The organism is Micromonospora sp. NPDC049201 (assembly GCF_055586805.1).
Map to the genome: position 1 here is coordinate 672,259 of NZ_JBVJHM010000001.1, position 17,524 is coordinate 689,782.

Annotated in this window: 15 protein-coding genes; 10 read left to right on the forward strand and 5 right to left on the reverse strand. The window is 74.2% G+C overall.

Features of this window, described 5'->3' with window-relative positions:
• The first annotated feature begins 26 nt into the window (after window positions 1-26).
• The 5 genes from ACZ6O5_RS02700 to ACZ6O5_RS02720 are packed head-to-tail and all read left to right on the forward strand — an operon-like array spanning window position 27 to window position 5,037.
• Entirely contained in the window at window positions 27-950 is a 924-nt protein-coding gene (locus ACZ6O5_RS02700; protein WP_465974326.1) for a phytanoyl-CoA dioxygenase family protein, read from the forward strand.
• Window positions 951-953: 3 nt separating this feature from the next.
• A complete protein-coding gene (locus ACZ6O5_RS02705; RefSeq protein WP_281941737.1) occupies window positions 954-1,751 on the forward strand; it encodes a DUF3050 domain-containing protein in 798 nt (265 codons plus the stop codon).
• Complete coding sequence (locus ACZ6O5_RS02710) at window positions 1,748-2,719, forward strand: thiamine pyrophosphate-dependent dehydrogenase E1 component subunit alpha (RefSeq protein ID WP_465974160.1); 972 nt, start codon at window positions 1,748-1,750, stop codon at window positions 2,717-2,719. The genes ACZ6O5_RS02705 and ACZ6O5_RS02710 overlap by 4 nt, the downstream gene beginning before the upstream one ends.
• Complete coding sequence (locus tag ACZ6O5_RS02715) at window positions 2,719-3,684, forward strand: alpha-ketoacid dehydrogenase subunit beta (RefSeq protein ID WP_107160317.1); 966 nt, start codon at window positions 2,719-2,721, stop codon at window positions 3,682-3,684. The genes ACZ6O5_RS02710 and ACZ6O5_RS02715 overlap by 1 nt, the downstream gene beginning before the upstream one ends.
• Window positions 3,685-3,687: 3 nt before the next feature.
• A complete protein-coding gene (locus tag ACZ6O5_RS02720) occupies window positions 3,688-5,037 on the forward strand; it encodes a hypothetical protein (protein ID WP_465974161.1) in 1,350 nt (449 codons plus the stop codon).
• Here ACZ6O5_RS02720 and ACZ6O5_RS02725 read toward each other — a convergent pair.
• Window positions 5,027-5,860: an alpha/beta fold hydrolase gene (locus ACZ6O5_RS02725; RefSeq protein ID WP_465974162.1), complete on the reverse strand. Its 834-nt coding sequence runs from the start codon at window positions 5,858-5,860 to the stop codon at window positions 5,027-5,029. The genes ACZ6O5_RS02720 and ACZ6O5_RS02725 overlap by 11 nt on opposite strands.
• Before the next feature lie 58 nt (window positions 5,861-5,918).
• On the opposite strand from ACZ6O5_RS02725, the gene ACZ6O5_RS02730 reads away from it, so the two are divergent.
• Window positions 5,919-6,635: a TetR/AcrR family transcriptional regulator gene (locus ACZ6O5_RS02730; RefSeq protein ID WP_465974163.1), complete on the forward strand. Its 717-nt coding sequence runs from the start codon at window positions 5,919-5,921 to the stop codon at window positions 6,633-6,635.
• Window positions 6,636-6,981: 346 nt separating this feature from the next.
• Here the strand turns inward: ACZ6O5_RS02730 and ACZ6O5_RS02735 are convergent, their stop codons facing one another.
• The 4 genes from ACZ6O5_RS02735 to ACZ6O5_RS02750 all read right to left on the reverse strand — a co-directional run bounded on the left by ACZ6O5_RS02735 (window position 6,982) and on the right by ACZ6O5_RS02750 (window position 12,568).
• The gene (locus ACZ6O5_RS02735; protein WP_465974164.1) at window positions 6,982-7,665 is read right to left on the reverse strand and encodes an SGNH/GDSL hydrolase family protein; all 684 of its coding nucleotides are present in this window, start codon (window positions 7,663-7,665) and stop codon (window positions 6,982-6,984) included.
• Window positions 7,666-7,722: 57 nt separating this feature from the next.
• On the reverse strand, window positions 7,723-9,639 hold the full coding sequence (locus ACZ6O5_RS02740; RefSeq protein ID WP_465974165.1) for a trypsin-like serine protease: 1,917 nt from the start codon (window positions 9,637-9,639) through the stop codon (window positions 7,723-7,725).
• A gap of 143 nt (window positions 9,640-9,782) precedes the next feature.
• Complete coding sequence (locus ACZ6O5_RS02745; RefSeq protein WP_465974166.1) at window positions 9,783-11,006, reverse strand: MFS transporter; 1,224 nt, start codon at window positions 11,004-11,006, stop codon at window positions 9,783-9,785.
• Complete coding sequence (locus tag ACZ6O5_RS02750) at window positions 11,003-12,568, reverse strand: class I adenylate-forming enzyme family protein (RefSeq protein ID WP_465974167.1); 1,566 nt, start codon at window positions 12,566-12,568, stop codon at window positions 11,003-11,005. The genes ACZ6O5_RS02745 and ACZ6O5_RS02750 overlap by 4 nt, the downstream gene beginning before the upstream one ends.
• 313 nt (window positions 12,569-12,881) lie before the next feature.
• On the opposite strand from ACZ6O5_RS02750, the gene ACZ6O5_RS02755 reads away from it, so the two are divergent.
• The 4 genes from ACZ6O5_RS02755 to ACZ6O5_RS02770 all read left to right on the forward strand — a co-directional run bounded on the left by ACZ6O5_RS02755 (window position 12,882) and on the right by ACZ6O5_RS02770 (window position 17,523).
• Window positions 12,882-14,165 carry an SGNH/GDSL hydrolase family protein gene (locus ACZ6O5_RS02755; protein WP_465974327.1) on the forward strand — a complete coding sequence of 428 codons (1,284 nt, stop codon included), beginning with the start codon at window positions 12,882-12,884 and terminating at the stop codon, window positions 14,163-14,165.
• Window positions 14,166-14,232: 67 nt separating this feature from the next.
• Window positions 14,233-15,456, forward strand: coding sequence for a cytochrome P450 (locus ACZ6O5_RS02760; RefSeq protein WP_465974168.1), 1,224 nt, complete (start codon window positions 14,233-14,235; stop codon window positions 15,454-15,456).
• Window positions 15,453-16,427: an alpha/beta hydrolase gene (locus tag ACZ6O5_RS02765; RefSeq protein ID WP_465974169.1), complete on the forward strand. Its 975-nt coding sequence runs from the start codon at window positions 15,453-15,455 to the stop codon at window positions 16,425-16,427. Before ACZ6O5_RS02760 ends, ACZ6O5_RS02765 begins: the two co-directional genes overlap by 4 nt.
• Window positions 16,420-17,523: an alpha-hydroxy acid oxidase gene (locus ACZ6O5_RS02770; protein ID WP_465974170.1), complete on the forward strand. Its 1,104-nt coding sequence runs from the start codon at window positions 16,420-16,422 to the stop codon at window positions 17,521-17,523. The genes ACZ6O5_RS02765 and ACZ6O5_RS02770 overlap by 8 nt, the downstream gene beginning before the upstream one ends.
• Window position 17,524 lies beyond the last annotated feature (1 nt).

Consider the following 17,524-nt stretch of genomic DNA (forward strand, 5'->3'; position numbering starts at 1 on the left):
GGGAGGCCATGCCCGGCCGGCTCGGCATGACCACCATCGATCCCGGGCTGACCGCCGAGGAGGAGGCGCTGCTGCCCTCCGACGACGACGTCCGGCACTACGTCGAGCACGGCTGGTACCTGTCGAAGAAGCTGTTCACCGACGACGAGGTGGACGAACTCGTGGCGGCGACCGACGGCTACTACGCCGGGGAACGTGACCGGCTGCTGCCGGTACGCCCGCCGAAGCTGGCCTACTGGGAGCCGTCGCGCGGCGACGTGCAGCGGCACAACGACTACGTCCACCACGAGCACGACGGGATCGCCCGCATCCTGCGCAAGCCGCTGATCGGGGCGGTCGCGGCCCGGCTGGCCCGGGCCGTCGAGATCCGGATCTTCCAGTCCACGCTGATCTGGAAGCCGCCGATCGCCGGTGAGCCGTCCAACATCGTGCCCTGGCACTTCGACAAGCACTACTGGGCGTCCTCGTCGTCGGAGGAGATGCTCACCGCGTTCATCCCGTTCCACGACTGCGGCGTGGAGATGGGCACCATCACCATGGTCGACGGCTCGCACCGGTGGCGGGAGATCGGCGCGGACGACACGGTGGTGCGGCACTTCGCCGACCGGGACCGCGACCAGCTCGAGGTGATGCTGGCCGAGAACGCGGCGTACAACCACGCCGAGATCCGCAAGATCCCCATGGTGATCCCCAAGGGACACATGAGCTTCCACCACTGCCGTACCTACCACGGCAGCGGCGCGAACGTCAGCGGTCGCCCCCGGCGGGCGATCTCGCTGCACCTGCAGGACGGCGAGAACGCCTGGCGGGAGTATCCGCTCTCCGACGGCTCGCTTGCCGCGTACAACCACGACGTGCTGGTCCGCCGCACCCACGAGGGCCGGCCGGACTACGCGGACCCCGATTACTGCCCGGTCATCTGGCGCGATCGCGCCCAGCAGGGAGGCTGACAAATGTCACGGTACGACTGGGGGAAGACGCACCCGGGCATCGAGCGGCTGGAGCGGGCGGTGACCGAACGCCGCGACGTGGTGGTCAACCACCCGCTCTACGCCAACCTGGACACCCACGAGGCGCTGGTGACGTTCATGGAGCACCACGTCTTCGCGGTCTGGGACTTCATGTCCCTGCTGAAGTCGTTGCAGCGCCAGCTCACCTGCGTCACGGTCCCGTGGATCCCGACCGGCCCGACCGGCAGCCGCCGCCTGATCAACGACATCGTCATGGTCGAGGAGAGCGACGAGCTGGGCGAGGGCTACATCAGCCACTTCGAGCTCTACGTGCGCGGCATGACCGAGGCCGGCGCGGACACCACCCCCGTCGACAAGCTGGTGGACCTGCTGCGCGCCGGTCGGCCGGTGACCGAGTCGTTCGGCGAGGCCGGGGTGCCGGCGCCGTCGGCGGCCTTCGCGGGCACCACCTGGCGGATCATCGAGACCACCCCGGTGCACTGCCAGGCGGCGGCGTTCGCGTTCGGCCGGGAGGACCTCATCCCGGAGATGTTCACCCAGGTCGTCGCCGTCAACGAGCGCAGCAACCGGCTGAACACGTTCGTCGACTACCTGGAGCGGCACATCGAGGTCGACGGCGAGCAGCACACCCCGATGGCCATGCAGATGCTCGCCGACCTGTGCGGCGACGACGACACCAAGTGGCAGGAGTGCGCGGACACGGTGAACGACGCGCTGGCCGCCCGGGCCCGGCTCTGGGACGACATCCTCGCGGCGATCAAGGAGGGCCGTCCGGCGTGACCGGCCCCGACCCGGCCGCGCTCTACCGGACGGTCCGGCTGATCCGCCGCTTCGAGGAGCGCGCGATCGAGCTGGTCGACGCCGGGGAGATCGTCGGCGGCATCCACCCGTACCTGGGTCAGGAGGGGATCGCCGCCGGGGTCTGCGCGGCGCTGACCGCCGGTGACCTGGTGACCGGCACCCACCGCGGGCACGGACACGTGCTGGCCAAGGGCGCCGACCCGGCCCGGATGCTGGCCGAGCTGTGCGGCCGGGTCACCGGGCTCAACCGGGGCCGCGGCGGGTCGATGCACGCCGCCGACTTCGGCGTCGGCGTGCTCGGCGCCAACGCCATCGTCGGGGCCGCCGGCGCGATCCTCACCGGCGCGGTGTGGGAGCGCCGGCGGCGTGGCGCCGACCTGGTCGGCGCCACGTTCTTCGGTGACGGCGCGGTCAACGAGGGGATGCTGCTGGAGGCGTTCAACCTGGCCGCGCTCTGGCGGGTGCCGGTGTTGTTCGTCTGCGAGAACAACGGCTACGCCACCACCATGCCGGTCGCCGGCGCGGTGGCCGGCACGATCGCCGGGCGGGCCGAGGCGTTCGGCATGCCGGCGACCGCCGTCGACGGCCAGGACCCGGAGACGGTACGCGCGGCGGCAGCCGCCGCCGTCGCGCGGATGCGCGCCGGCGGCGGACCCGAGCTGATCGAGGCGCACACCTACCGGTTCGACGCCCACCACACCTTCGAACACCGGGTACGCCTCGACTACCGGCCACCGCAGGAGGTGGCCGACGGCCGCTCCCGCGACCCGGTCGAGATCGCCGGCGCGCGGCTGGACCCGGCGACGCGGGCCGAGATCGACGGCTCCGTCGAGGCGGTGCTGGCCGCCGCCGTCGACTTCGCGCTGGCCGGCCCGCACCCGGACCCGGCGACCGCCCTGGACCACCTGTACGCCAGCGGGCTGACCGCCCGGACCGGAGGTGGCTGATGCCCCGGCTCTCCTACCGTAGGGCGCTCACCCGGGCGCTCGCCGACGAGATGACCCGCGACGAGTCCGTGGTGGTGCTCGGCGAGGACATCCGGGTGGCCGCCGCCAACGTCACCACCGGGCTGGTGAAGAAGTTCGGCCCGGAGCGGGTGCGCGACACGCCGCTGTCGGAGCAGGCGTTCACCAGCTTCGCCACCGGCGCGGCGCTGGCCGGGGCCCGGCCGGTGGTGGAGTTCCAGATCCCGTCGCTGCTGTTCCTGGTCTTCGAGCAGATCGTCAACCACGCGCACAAGTTCCCGCTGATGACCGGCGGCCAGTGCGCGGTGCCGGTCACCTACCTGGTGCCCGGCTCCGGCTCCCGTACCGGCTGGGCCGGGCAGCACTCCGACCACCCGTACGCGTTGTTCGCCCACGTCGGGGTGACCACCGTGGTGCCGGCCACCCCGGCCGACGCGTACGGGCTGCTGGTCTCCGCGATCCGCTGCGACGACCCGGTGGTGGTCTTCGCCCCGGCCGGCGCGCTGGACCTACGGGAGGACGTGGCCGACCCGGCGCCGGTGCCGCTGGGTCGGGGCGTGGTCCGCCGGGCCGGCGACGACGTCACCGTGGTCGCGGTCGGGCACCTGGTGCACGAGGCGCTCGCGGTCGCCGAGGAGCTGGCCGGTCAGGCGTCGGTGGAGGTCTTCGACCCCCGCACGCTGTACCCGTTCGACTGGGACGGACTCGTCGACTCGGTGAGCCGCACCGGACGCCTCGTCGTGGTCGACGACGGCAACCGGTCCTGCGGCATCGCCGGGGAGATCATCGCGACAGTGGTGGAGCGGGTCCGGCTGGCCGCCCCGCCGCGGCGGGTCACCCGGCCCGACGGCGCGGTGCTGCCGTTCGCGCCGGCCCTGGACCGGGCCGTACAGCCCGGCCGGGACCAGCTCACCGCCGCCATCCAACTGACCCTCAAGGACGGATGAACGATGGACCCGAACTACCCGTGGCCGCCGCTCGGCGCGGCGTGGACCGACCTGCCCGAGTCCACCCGGTCGGCCATGGTGACGGCCGGCGCCGGCGCCTGGGAGAAGATCTTCCACGGCCGGGCCACCTACAACACGCGGTGGCGGCTGGCCCGCCCGCCGGTGCTCACCGCGGACGCGTTCCGTGAGCTGAACGAGGTCTGCGACCGGATCGCCCAGCTCATCCTGGAGGCGTGCCAGCGGCGCGCCCGCACCGCCGGTGAGCTGCGCCTGCTGCTCGACGTGCCGGACGGGGAGACCCGGCTGCTCGACCCGGACGAGGAGCTGCACGACGGGCTGCTGGCCGCGTACCGGCCGGACGTGCTGTTCTCCGGCGGCGTGCCGTGCATCGTGGAGTACAACATCGACAGCAGCCTCGGCGGAGGCTTCGACGCCGACACCGTGATCCAGCGGTACGCGGAGCTGTACCGCGACGCCGGCCTGCTCGACCGGGTACGGCCCGCGCCGTCCCTGCTGGACCAGCGGTTCGTCGCCATCCGGGACACGCTCGGCCTGCCCGACGGCGCACGGGTGGCGCTGCTGATGGACTTCGAGGCGGAGTATCCGGGGCTGGACGACCCGGAGACGTTCATCCGGATTCTCTCTCCGCTCGTCGACCAGGCCCGGCCGTTCGGCATCGACCTGGTGATCGCGCCGGTGGCCACCGCCACCCTGGACGCCGAACGTCGGCTGGTGGTCGGCGGCGCCCCGGTGGACGCGCTGTTCCGGCTGTTCGTGCCGAACCGGGTCACGCCCGGCGCCGGCCTGGACGCGGTGGCCGGCGCGCTGGCGGCCGGCACGTTGCCGATGTTCGTCAGCAGCGCCGCCTGGCTGCTCAGCAACAAGCTGAACTACGCCTGGCTCTGGGCCGACCTGGACCTGCTGCCGGAGCCCGACCGGGTGCTGGTCCGCCGGTACGTGCCGCACACCGTCGCGCTCACCGCCGACCAGCTCGACCGGGCGCTGGCCGAGCAGGCCGAGCTGGTCGCCAAGCCGGCCGGCGGGTCGGCCGGGCACGGCGTGCTGATCGGGCCGGAGCTGAGCGCGGTGGCCTGGGAGGACGGCGTACGCGCCGCGATCGACGCGGGCGGCCACATCCTCCAGCGCTACCACGAGGCGGACCGGGTGGCGATGGACTTCGTGCGGATCGAGACCGGCGAGACGGTCACCGCCGACGTCCCGTACAGCCTCGCGCCGTACCTGTTCGACCGCACCGCCTCCGGCGCGTTGGCGCGCGTCGGCTACCCGGGCTGCGAGGGCGTCCTCAACCTGGCCCGGGGCGTGCTGATGTCCGGCATCCTGCTCACCGCCTGATCCCGCCCTGGGCCGGGGTGGTGAAGAAGGCGGTCAGGGGGGTGATCAGGGCGGGCGGCGCCACGGCGATGCCGTTGTGCGGGCTGCCGGGCACGCGCAGCGTGCGGGCGTGCGGGAGGACGCCGGCCAGCAGCTCGTTGGTCTCGGTGAAGAACGGCGCGGCCCGGGCGCCGCTGATCAGGAGCGTGTCGGCGGTGATGCCGGCGTACTGCTCGGCCGGCCCGTCGTGCAGCAGGATCTGCCGTGACTCGGCGAGCGTCATCCCGACCAGCGCGCCCATGGTGCGCCCGATCTCGGTGCGCAGGAAGAGCCGGGTGATCGCGGCCCGGACCGGCAGCGGCAGCCGCGACGCCGGGTTCTGCGGGTCGACGGCGGCGGCCACGATGGCCAGCGCTCGGGCGGTCCGCCCGGCCCGGACGGCCGCCTCGGCCGGTTCGAGGAACGCCATCGGCATGCCGTGCCCGGCCAGCCGCAGCGGGGCGTCGTAGACCGCGATCCGCTCCAGCGGCAGCCGCAGCGCGGCCCGCAGCACCACGAACGCGCCGTAGCTGTGCCCGACCGCCCACCGGGCGCCGGTGTGCGCGAGCACCGCGCCGAGGTCGTCGATCTCCTGCTCCACGGTGTACGGCTCGCGGCGGGGTGGGGCGTCCGCCCGGCCCCGCCGGTTGTAGAGGTGCACGGTGAACCGCTCGGCGAGCCGTGCGGCCAGCCGGCGGTACTCCGCGATCGTCACCCCGCCGCCGTGCACCACCACGAGCCCCGGCCCGGTGCCCGTGGAGTGCAGGACGATGCCCGCGCCGTCCGTGGCCGTGATCCGTTGCATGACCGCTCCCTCCGACCCCATGAAACTGCGAACGTCGTTTGCAGTTTACAGTGGGATGGTGAGCGGCGCATCCACGAGTCCGGCCGGCGGCGGATCTCCCGGCCCGTCGATCTGGAGCCGGCCGCCACGCGGCAGCCGTGGGCCGACCCCGACACACGGCCGGGACGACATCGCCGCCGCCGCGGTCACGCTCGCCGACGCCGGCGGGCTGGACGCCGTGTCGATGCGGGCGGTGGCCGGCGCGCTGGACATGGCCGCCGGCTCGCTCTACCGGCATCTGTCGTCCCGCGACGACCTGCTCGACCTGATGGTCGACAGGTGCGTGGGGGAGCTGCGGCCCTACCCGAGCGACGACGGCGACTGGGTCGAGCAGTTCCTGCGGCTGGCCCGCCGCCAGCTCGCGCTGCACCGGCGGCACCCGTGGCTGGCCGACGCGCTCGGCCGGCGCGCGACGCCCGGGCCGAACACGCTCGCCTACTTCGACGCCTGCCTGCGCATCCTGCAACCGGTGCCGGCCGGCGTCGCCGCCAAGTTCGAGGCGGTCGCCATGGTCACCGGCGTGGTCACGCTCTTCGCCCGCAGCGCGGCGGCCACCGGCACGGTCACGTTCGACCACGTCGACCTGGCGGCGTACCCCCATCTGGCCGCCGCGTTCGCCGACGCCGCCACCCCGCCCGACGGCGACCTGTTCGCCCGTACCCTGCGTGCCCTGCTCACCGGCCTCCTGACCCCCGACCGTCCCGGACCGCCCCCGGACGCTCCCGCCGGGCGGTGACGTGCTCAAGGGGTTCCCGTCCCGTAGCGCGGTGGACCCGACGCCGACTCCTTGGTCAACGGGTGGCGGCGGCGGGAAGGAAGTCGTTCGGGGTGCCTTTCGAGCTGATGGCAGAAACGACTCACCGAAGCCGGCCCGGCGTGGCGCGGGCGGCTGGCGAGGGTGCTGAGTCGTCTACGCCATCAGCTCGAAAGGCGCTCGTACGCCCGACCGTCGCCCGCGGCGAGGGCCGTCCGGCGTCGGGGTCGGCCGGCGCACGGCACCCGCCGGTGTCACCGGGGGCCGGGCCGGGCCGATCGGCCGACGGTGTTCGCGGAACCGGCCCGCCACCGGTGGCGGGCGTCGCCTACCGACGACGGGTGTGGTGGGTGGCGAGGACCCGGAGCGTTTCCGCGGTGGCGACGGCGTCGCTGCGGGCGCTGCCGTGCCGGCCGTCGCCGCTGTAGAGCGACGGGTCGGCGACCAGCGGATGGTCGGTGAGGTGTACGTGCAGCGTGCCGAGGCGCTCGGCCACCGCGCGGGTGTGCCGGGCCAGCCGGCGCATCCGCGCGCCCAGCCCGGCGCGCAGCGTGTCCCGCACCGCCGGGCTGTGCGAGACGTCGAACATGCCCACCGTGATCACGTCCGCCCCGGCGTCGCGGAGCGCGGTGATGATCGCGACCAGCTCCCCGTCGACCGCGTCGGGGTCGTAGCCGGGCCGGAACGCGTCGTTGCCACCGCACACCACGAGCGCCAGGTCCGGCCCGAACGCCAGCGCGTCGGCCAGTTGCGTGGCTCGCACCTCGTGCGCCCGCAGCCCGCGCCGCCCCAGGTTGAGGTACGCCAGCTCCGGGCGCACCGCCCGCAGTTCGGCCGCGACCCGGTCGGCCCACTGCACGTCGGGGTAGCCGTCGAGCGGCTCGCACAGGCCCTCCGCGACACTGTCGCCGAGCACCACGAACCGGTGCCACGGATGGTCGCGCAGCAGGTCGGCGGCCTCGCCGGGGCGCAGACACCAGGGATCCGTGGCCTCGGTCAACGTCGATGACATGACCGGGAGGCTAGCCGATCGGACGGTCGGGGCGGCGGACGCCGGTCGTGCGGCCGCTCAGGCGGTCGACGGCCGGTTGAACCAGCCGTGCAGCGTGACGATGACATGCGTCGTGCCACCGCTGACGTTCAGGATCCGGATGTTCCTGGTCGCGTAGCGCGGGCCGGCGTCGTTCACCCTGACCATCACCATCGTGGTGCGTGCGATCTGGCCGGCGGCGAAGTTCGCCACCGACTGGCTGGTCACCACCGGCCCGTCGGGAGTGGTCGCGAACGGGCCCGCGCCCGACTCGACGGTCAGGTAACCCGAGCCGGTCGGGCCCACCGTGGTCACCGAGAGCAGGGCGCCGCCCATCGCGTCCGGCGAGATGCCCACCGGGTCGGTCAGGTTGACGAACAGGTCCCCCCGCGCCGTCATCGGCGTGCCGCCGTTGGCCCGGGTGTCGACCACCTGCAGGGCCGGGACCGGCCGCAGTTCGGCGCCACCCGACGCGGCGGCGGTCACGTAGCCCTGCACGGAGATCACCAGGTCGACCGCCGGGCCCTTGTTGACGAAGGTGGCCCGACCGGCGGAGGAGAGCCTGACCGCGACGCCCTGCGAGGTGACCCCGCTGACGTAGTCGAGCACGCTGGTCGCGTCGGCCCCGCCCTCCGGGTGGGCCCGCAGGAAGCTGGCGCTCGTCGAACCGACCACGGCCACGTCCAGGAACACGCTTGTCGCGCCGCTCGGGACGACGCCGCCGGTGAACGTGAACGTCCGGGATCCGTTGGTCGGGATCTTGCCGACGGTGGTGCCGGTGCCGTCGCGGGTGTCGACCACGCGGGTGTGCGGCACGGCGACCAACCCACCGCCCGCCCCGGCGGTGAAGTAGCCGTGCACCTCCACGACGACGTGGACGTTGCCGGCGGGGTTGTGGACCGAGACGCGGCCGTCCGGGCCCGGACGCACCACCTGGGTCGTCGAGATGATCTCACCAGCCGACGCGTTGAGCGACGACGTGGCCGGCCGGGTGGAGCCCGTCGGGAACACCGTCAGGAACGTGTTGGCGGTCGGGCTGACCGCGGTCACGTCGACCAGGACCGCGGAGACGCCCGCCGCGGGGACCCCGCCGACGCCGAGGACCGGGAAGTCGGTGGTGCTGTTCGCGCCGCGGAGCCCGGCGGGGGCGCCGGTGCCGGTGCGGGTGTCCAGCAGGAGCCCGCCGGGGGAGAGCGCCACGTAGTTGTTGGTGCTGGTGCTCGCCGCGATCCACGGGGCCAGACCGTCCACCCGCACCTCGGTCGCGGCGCGCCGGGTGTCGGTCTCGCCGAGGCAGCCACCCTGCCAGGAGGTGTCGTGCAGGGCGACCAGTTGCGGCTGGCCGGCGCCGGTGCGCAGCAGCGGCCCACCGGCGTCGCCCCGGCACAGGCTGGCGGCCGAGGCGCTGCCGTCGACGGTGAGCGTGTCGGTGCTGACGCCGGTGACCGCGAACGTGCCGGCGTGCAGCTTGTCCGGCGCCCACTCGGTCGCGGTCCGGCCGAAGCCCGCGGCCAGCAGTTCCTCGCCCGGCGCGGCGGACGCGCCGACGGCGACCGGCGGCACCCCGTCCGCCGGCTTCTCCACCTGGGCGAGCGCGACGTTGCGGGTCGGGTGGGGGAGCACGGCCGTGACGGCGAGGACGTGCCCGGCAGTGGTGCTCAGATCCGTTCGGCCGACCGTGACGGTGGTGCGTCGGCTGGGCGGGCCGGCGACGAGCTGCTGGCCCGGTTCCGCCAGGCAACTCGCGGTGGTCATCACCCAGCTCGGCGCGACCAGCACCGCGGAGCAGGCCCGCAGGTCGCTCTGAATCTTCGCGGTGAACGAGTAGCTGCCGGCCGGCACCGGGCTGACGCCGCTGACCGCGCGCGCGGCCCCGCCGCCGATCAGGCTTGCCGACAGTGCCACGGCGACAAACGCCGCCACCTTCCGGGTGCGACGCTTTCGGATGACGCCCATACTTTCCTTTACCTCGACTTCCCCCGTGTCACTGTCCGCCGGCGATGCCCGCGGCAGCCAGAGAGTAGCGGTTCACGCATGCCTGCGCGGTCCCGAGGAGCGGCGGTGCTCGCCGCCGCGTGGCGGTCGCTCCGACACGGCAGTCAGGCCGGCGTCGGGGCGACCGGCTCCGGCGCCGGCCGGCCGGCGCCGGAGCGGAGGAACAGCAGCGGCACCACGGTGAACACCAGGCAGGCCACCGACATCACCAGCAACGCCGGACCCAGGTCGAACAGCGCCACCGACCAGCCGCCGAGCAGCGCGCCCACCGGCAGGCCGAGGAACGCCACCGAGCCGGAGATACCCAGCACCCGGGTCTGCAACGCCGCCGGCACCCGTTGGTAGAGCGCGGCGCCGAGCAGTGGGTTCACCGCCGCGATCCCGATCCCGGACAGGAACGTCACCACCAGCACCACCACCAGGTCCTCGCTGAGCGCCAGCGCCAGCAGCCGGGGCGCACCGCTGAGCGCCAACCCGAGCGCGAACACCGCCTGGCCGGGCAGCCGCGTGCCGACCAGCGTGAACAGCAGGTTGCCCAGCAACGCGCCGGCCGAGAAGACGCCCAGCAGCAGCCCGAACCCGGCCGGGTCGCCGAGCACCTGGCTGACCCAGAGCGGGATCCAGACCGCGACGCTGGCGTTGGCGAACATGTTGGACGCGGAGACCACGATCAGCATGACCAGCAGCGTCCGGTCGGTACGCAGGTAGGCGAAGCCGCCGCGCAGCGCCCGCAGGTACGGCTCCCGGGGCGCCGGCTGCGTCGGCGCGGGCGGCCGGACCAGCACCCCGATCAGCAGCGCGCAGACCGCGAACGTGGCCGCGTCGATCCAGATCGCCGGCGTCAGCCCCACCCAGTCGATGAGCAGCCCACCCAGCACCGCGCCGAACAGCGTCATGCCCCGCGCCAGCCCGTCGTAGGCGGAGGTGAGCCGGATCAGCGGCACCCCGGCCCGCTCGGCGGCCGGCTTGAACAGCACGTGCTTCACCCGGTCGCCGATGCCACGCAGCCCGCCGGCGATCGCCACCAGCACCAGCAGCGTGCCGAAGCCGAGCCAGGGCGCGAGCGCCACCACCGCCATCGCGACCGCGCTGGCCGAATCCACGACGATCGAGGTACGGCGGACGCCGAACCGGTCCGCCCACGGCGTGGCCAGCGCGCTGGAGAGCATGTACGGCAGCGTCTCCGCGGCGGCCACCAGGCCCATCCGGGTCGGGCTGCCGGTGGTCTCCAGCACCAGCCAGGGAATGGCCACCACCGAGATCCGGGTGCCGAGGTTGGACAGCAGGTCGGCGCCGACCAGGGTGTACAACTCCCGGCGCGGGTTCACGCCGGACTGCCGATCGGGTCCGCGCCGGCCGGGTGCTCCTGTGCGTACCGGGCCCGCAGCGCCCGTTTGTCGACCTTCGCGGACCGGTTCAGCGGCAGCGCGTCGACGAACTCCACCGCGCCGGGCGCCCAGGTCTCGCTGAGTTCCCGGACGACCAGCGCGATCAGGTCGTCGCCGGTCACCGACGCGCCCGCCGCCGGCACCACGTACGCGTGCGGCAGTTCCCCGGCCACCGGGTCCGGCACCCCGATCACCGCGGCGGCCCGGACCTCGGGGTGGCCGGCGAGCACGTCCTCGATCGGGCGGGAGTAGATCGGCCAGCTCCGCTGCCGGGTGAGGATCCGGTCCTGCAACCGGTCGACCAGGTAGAGGAAACCGTCGTCGTCGAGGTGCCCGATGTCGCGGGTGCGCACCCAGCCGTCGACGAGCGTCTCGGCGGTCAGCTCCGGCTGGCCGTGGTAGCCGGCGAAGCTCAGCTTCGTCCGGGCCCACACCTCGCCGTCGACGCCGGCCGGCAGCACCCGCCCGTCGGCGTCGCGGATCTCGACGGTCACGTCCCCGTACGGCCGGCCGCAGGAGCGCAGCCGCTCCGGGTGCTCCGGATCGTCGGTGAGCCCGGGCAGCGCGCAGATCACCACCGCCTCGCTGAGCCCGTAGACGATGCGCAGGCACGGGCCGAACCGGGCGATCGCCTGGCGTAGCCGGGCCGGCGCGGCGGGCCCGGCGCCCACGTTGAACATGACCATCGCGGAGAAGTCGGCGCCCGGCAGGTCGGGATGGTCGAGCACCTCGTAGAGCATCGGCGGGGTGACGAACGTGGAGGTCAGCCGCTCGGCGTCCACGGTCGCGACGAACGCCGCCGGGTCCCACCGCTCGCGCAGGAACAGCACCCCGCCGGTGAACAGGTTGACAAGCGTGGTGACCTGGCCGCTGGCCAGCCACATCGGGGAGTGCGACAGGTGCCGCAGCAGCGGGATCCCGGCGGACCGGATGCCGGCGGCGAGCACCAGCACCTGCCGGTAGAAGCTCTCCCGGTGGTGCACCAGCTTCGGCGTGCCGGTGGTGCCGCTGGTCTGGAGGAACGACTCCGGCGCCGGCCCGGAGGCCGGCAGGTCGGTCGGGTCGTCGCCGTCGCCGCCCGCGGTGAGGTCCGGGCCGGCGCCGCCGGGGCCGAGACACAGCACCGGTACGCCGACCAGGCCGGCCGCGACCTGCCCGGACTCCGGATCGCGGGGATCGTGCACGAACACCTCCGGCGCGGCCAGCGCGACGAACTCGTCGATCTCGCGGCGGGAGGTGACCGGGGCGACCCACATGGCGCGGCAGCCGAGCAGGTGCAACGCGAGGTGCAGCAGCGGGCCCTCGACCGTGTTGCCGAGCATCACCAGCACCGCCGCGCCGGGGCGTACGCCGTGCCGGCGCAGCGCGGTGGCCAGGCCGCGCACCCCGGCGGCGACCTGCCGGTAGGTGAGCCGGCGGTCACCGCCGACCAGCGCCTCCCGGTCGCCGAAACCGGCGAACAGCTCCAGCGCCTCGTGCACGTAGTTCGGCCGGTCGGTCATCGGGCAGCCCCCATCGTTGTCCGCGAGCGGCGCCCGGCCCAGGTCAGGGCCGGTACTCGGACGGCGGGTGCCGGGTCGGCGACCGCACCGCCGCCGCTTCCGAGCCTAGGCAGCGGCGGTCCACGGCGGACAGAGCCGAACGTCGGGGCGCGGCATCCCGCGGGCATTTGATCATGTCGATCAGGTTGATTGACGCTCGTCACCAGCGGCGGCTAGTTTCCGGTCCATCGCCCGGGCAGATGGCGCCGACCGCGCCGCGCCCGGGGTTGCCGAACATGGAGGATCGATGCCGACCCCGAAGAGATGGCACGTCATAGCTTCCGCCGCAACGCTGCTGCTCGCCGGCACCCCGGCGGTCACCGCGAGCGCCGGCCCCACCGACACCGACCGCGCCGGGCACGGGCGCGCCGAGTGGGCGGGGAGTTGGGCCGCCGCGGTGACCCGCGGGAACACCGTGGGGCTGACCAACACCGGCCTCAACGACCAGAGCATCCGGATGACGGTGCAGACCACGGTGGGTGGGCCGCGCCTGCGGGTCCGACTCACCAACCTCTACGGCGAGCAGGCCGTCAAGGTCGGGCACGCCACGGTCGCCCGGCCGAACACCGCCACCGCCGACGACCTGTCCGACGTCGACCCGGCCAGCGTCCGGGAGCTGACGTTCTCCGGCGGCACGTCGGCCACCATCAACAAGGGCGCCGAACTACTCAGCGACGCGCTGGCCTACCCGGTGGCCGAGCAGGAGGACCTGGTGGTCACCCTGTACTTCCCGGTGCTCACCGGACCGGTCACGTTCCACGGCCAGTCCCGGGTCACCAACTTCATCGGCGCCACGGACCTGACCACCGCGGCCGGCGGCGCCGGCTTCACCATCAAGCCGAACTGCTGCTGGATGTTCCTCTCCGGCATCGACGTGGAGCGCAAGGTCGCGCCGGGCTCGGTGGTGGTGCTCGGCGACTCCATCGGCGACGGCAACGGCAGCACGGTCAACGCCGACAAGCGCTGGCCGGACCTGCTCGCCGCGCGGCTGATCGAGGCCCGCCCGGAGGTCCGTACGCCGGGCGTGCTCAACCTCAGCCTGGCCGGCAACCGCCTCAACCACGAGGGCCCGGAGCCCGGCGCGGGCGGCTTCCCCGGCTACTACGAGCTGGGCCCGAACGCGCTGGCCCGACTGAACGAGGACGTGTTCCCGCAGACCGGCGTCCGGACCGTCATCACCCACCTGGGCATCAACGACATCTGGATGAACGGCGACAGCGCCGAGGCGATCATCGCCTCGCTGCGCCAGCTCAACCAGCAGGTCAAGGCGCGCGGGCTGACCAGCCTGGTCGGCACCATCACGCCGTACGAGGGCAACGGCGGGCCGGGCGTGTGGACCGAGGAGAAGGACGCCACCCGCAACGCCGTCAACGCCTGGCTGCGCGGGGCCGGCCGGGCCGAGTTCGACGGCGTGCTCGACTTCGACGCCGTGCTGCGCGACCCGGCGCAGCCCAGCCGGCTGCTGCCGGCGTACGACGCCGGGGACCACATCCACCCGAACGACGCGGGCGCGCAGGCGATGGCGAACGCCGTCCCGCTGCGGCTGCTCGGGCTGTGACACCGGGCGGGGGCGGCGTCGACACGGCGGCCGCCCCCGCCGCCTTTTCCTGGGGAGGAAGAACGCCGTGGACGTCAGTGAGATCCTGACCGGCCTGTACAGCGAGCAGGGCCGGCAGAACCCCTATCCCTACTACGCGGCCCTGCACGCGCACGGGCCGATCAACGCCATTCCCACCCGCGCCGAGCACAGCACCGTCACCGCCGTCGCCGGCGGGTACGACGTGGTGGACCGGATCCTGCGCGATCCGGAGTGGTACAAGGGCTTCCCGCCCGGCTGGGAGGAGCAGGAGATCCTGCGGACGTTCCTCACCTCGATGATGTTCGTCAACCCGCCGGACCACACCCGGATGCGCGCGGTGTTCGCCAAGACGTTCACCCCGCGCCGGCTGGGCGCGCTGGAGCCGGTGGTGGTGCGGATTGTCACCGAACGCCTGGACGCGATGGCCGAGGCCGGCGCGGACGGCACCGAGGTGGACTTCGTCGCCGACTTCGCGTACCCGGTCCCGGCGCTGGTGATGGCCGAGTTCATCGGCCTGCCCGCCGCCGATCTGGCCTGGTACCGGCAGCGGGTCGACTGGATCGACGAGTACATGGACGTGGCCGGCAAGACGCCGGAGCGGCTGACCCGGGCCAACCAGGCCGCCGAGGAGCTGCGGGCCTACTACCGGGACCTGATCGCCCACCGCCGCCGGGCCCCCGGCGAGGACCTGATCAGCGGGCTGGTCGAGGTGCTCGACGCGGGCGGTGTCGACCTCACCGAGGACGAGCTGATCAGCAACCTGATCGTGCTGTTCAACGCCAGCTTCGTCACCACCGTCTACATGTTCAGCAACGGCCTGCCGCTGCTGCTCGACCATCCGGAGGTGACCGCCGCGCTGCCCGGGAACGACGCGCTCGCCCGCGGCTGCGTGGACGAGGTGCTGCGGATGGAGAGCCCGGTGCACTTCCTGGCCCGTTCCGCGCCGGCCGACGCCGACCTGGACGGCGTGCCGGTGGCCCGCGACGACAACGTGCTGCTGCTGATCGCCGCCGCGAACCGGGACCCGGCCCGCTTCCCCGACCCGGACCGCTTCGACCCGCACCGGGACGGCCCACCGTCGTTGGCCTTCGGCGTCGGACTGCACTTCTGCCTGGGCTCGGCGGTGTCGAAACTGGAGGGCCGGATCGCGCTGCCCCGGTTGTTCGCCCGCTTCCCCCGACTCGCGGTCACCCAGCCGTTCACCTACAGCGGCAGCCTCTTCCTGCGCGGCATCGACAAGCTCTTCGTCACCACCGGGGAGGCCGGATGACGCTCGATCCGCAGGTGGTCGCGTGGCGGGCCGCCCGGGCGACGGCGGGCGCCGTGCCGCTCTACACCCAGACCCTCGCCGAGGCCCGCGCCGCCGACCTCGCCGCGATCCGCGCCGGCGGCGGCGCGGTCGAGCCGGTCGCCGAGGTACGCGACAGCCAGGTGCCCGGCCCGGCCGGGCCGCTGCCGGTGCGGGTGCACCGGCCGGCCGGCGACGGTCCGCTGCCCACGCTGGTCTGGTTCTTCGGCGGTGGCTGGACGCTCGGCAGCGTGGACACCGCCGACGGGATCTGCCGCCGGCTGGTCAACCTCGCCGGCTGTCAGACCGTGACGGTCGGCTACCGGCTCGCCCCCGAGCACCCGTTCCCGGCCGCGGTCCAGGACTGCCACGCCGCGCTGCGCCACCTGGCCACGCACCCCGACGAGTTCCGGATCGACGCGGGCCGGCTGGCGGTCGGCGGGGACAGCGCCGGCGGCAACCTGGCCGCCGCGGTGACGCTGCTGGCCCGTGCCGACGGCGGGCCCCGGCTCGCCGCCCAGGTGCTGGTCTACCCGAACACCGACCAGCGCCCCGGCCGTCGCCCGGCCGGCGACGAGGATCCGTTGCTGTTCAACCGGCACTCGGTGGACTGGTACCGCGGCCACTACCTCGCCGACCCGGCGGACGCGTCCCATCCGCTGGCCTCGCCGCTGCTCGCCGAGGACCTGTCCGGCCTGCCGCCGGCGCTCGTGGTGACCGCCGGGCACGATCCGCTGCGCGCCGAGGGCGAGCGGTACGCCGAGCGGCTGGGCGGGGCCGGCGTGCCGACCGAGACGGCCGACTATCCGGGCATGATCCACGGCTTCTTCGCCATGCCCGGCGTGTTCGACGCCGGCCGCGACGCCCAGGACCGGGTGGCCGCGTTCCTGCGGGCACACCTCGGCCTCGATCCGGCGTCGGCCGGGGCCTCGGTCGGGACCGACCGTGGCTGACCCCGCCCCGGGCTTCGTGCCGCCGGCCAGCCTGGCCGACTTCGCCGGGCTGGCCCGGGCGGTGCTCCCGGCCGACGTGTGGGACTTCGTCGACGGCGGCAGCGGCACGGAGACCGCGCTGGCCGCCAACCGGGCCGCGCTGGACCGGATGGCCGTGCTGCCCCGGATGCTGGCCGGTGTGGACACCCCGAGCACCGAGGCGACGCTGCCCGGGGGACGGGCCGCGCTGCCGGTGGCGGTCGCGCCGATGGCGTACCAGCGGTTGCTGCACGCCGACGGTGAGCCGGCGCTCGCGGCGGCGGCCGGCGCGGCGGGCGTGCCCTACGTGGCCAGCACCCTGTCCAGCACACCGATCGAGGAGATCGCCGCGGCCGGCGGAACGGTGTGGTTCCAGCTCTACTGGCTGCGCGACCGGGGACTGGTGGCGGAGCTGCTGGACCGGGCGCTGGGCGCGGGCTGCGCGGCGGTGATGCTCACCGTGGACGTGCCGGTGCTCGGCCGGCGCCTGCGCGACGTGCGCAACGGCTTCACGCTGCCGGCGCACGTCACCGCCGCCAACCTGCCCGGCGGCCGGGACGACCTGGCCCACCAGGGCACGCCCGGCGTCTCGGCGGTGGCGGTGCACACCGGCGCGGTCTTCGCCCCGGCGGTGAGCTGGGCGGACCTGGGCTGGCTGCGCGCGCGTACCCCGGTGCCGTTGCTGGTCAAGGGCATCCTGGACGCACGCGACGCGGTCCGCGCGGCGGACGCCGGCGTGGACGCGGTGGTGGTCTCCAACCACGGCGGCCGGCAGCTCGACGCCGCCCCGGCCAGCGCGGACGTGCTGCCGGAGGTGGTCGACGCGGTGGGGGAGCGGTGCGCGGTGCTGCTGGACAGCGGCATCCGCGGCGGCGTCGACGTGCTGCGCGCGCTCGCGCTCGGCGCGGCCGGCGTGCTGGTCGGCCGGCCGCTGCTCTGGGCGCTCGCGGCCGGCGGCCGGGCCGGCGCCGAGGCCGCCCTGGCGCTGCTCGCCGCCGAGCTGCGGGACGCGCTCATCCTCAGCGGCTGCCCCGACCCGGCCTCGGCCCGGCGGCTGCGCACCCGGATCGGAGCCTGAC

Bases quoted from the DNA above. Each gene is read 5' to 3' on its own strand.
- ACZ6O5_RS02765 (WP_465974169.1), top strand. From the start codon at position 15,453: ATGACGCTCGATCCGCAGGTGGTCGCGTGGCGGGCCGCCCGGGCGACG.
- ACZ6O5_RS02720 (WP_465974161.1), top strand. From the start codon at position 3,688: ATGGACCCGAACTACCCGTGGCCGCCGCTCGGCGCGGCGTGGACCGAC.
- ACZ6O5_RS02705 (WP_281941737.1), top strand. From the start codon at position 954: ATGTCACGGTACGACTGGGGGAAGACGCACCCGGGCATCGAGCGGCTG.
- ACZ6O5_RS02735 (WP_465974164.1), bottom strand. From the start codon at position 7,665: ATGTCATCGACGTTGACCGAGGCCACGGATCCCTGGTGTCTGCGCCCC.
- ACZ6O5_RS02740 (WP_465974165.1), bottom strand. From the start codon at position 9,639: ATGGGCGTCATCCGAAAGCGTCGCACCCGGAAGGTGGCGGCGTTTGTC.
- ACZ6O5_RS02700 (WP_465974326.1), top strand. From the start codon at position 27: ATGACCACCATCGATCCCGGGCTGACCGCCGAGGAGGAGGCGCTGCTG.
- ACZ6O5_RS02725 (WP_465974162.1), bottom strand. From the start codon at position 5,860: ATGCAACGGATCACGGCCACGGACGGCGCGGGCATCGTCCTGCACTCC.
- ACZ6O5_RS02750 (WP_465974167.1), bottom strand. From the start codon at position 12,568: ATGACCGACCGGCCGAACTACGTGCACGAGGCGCTGGAGCTGTTCGCC.
- ACZ6O5_RS02715 (WP_107160317.1), top strand. From the start codon at position 2,719: ATGCCCCGGCTCTCCTACCGTAGGGCGCTCACCCGGGCGCTCGCCGAC.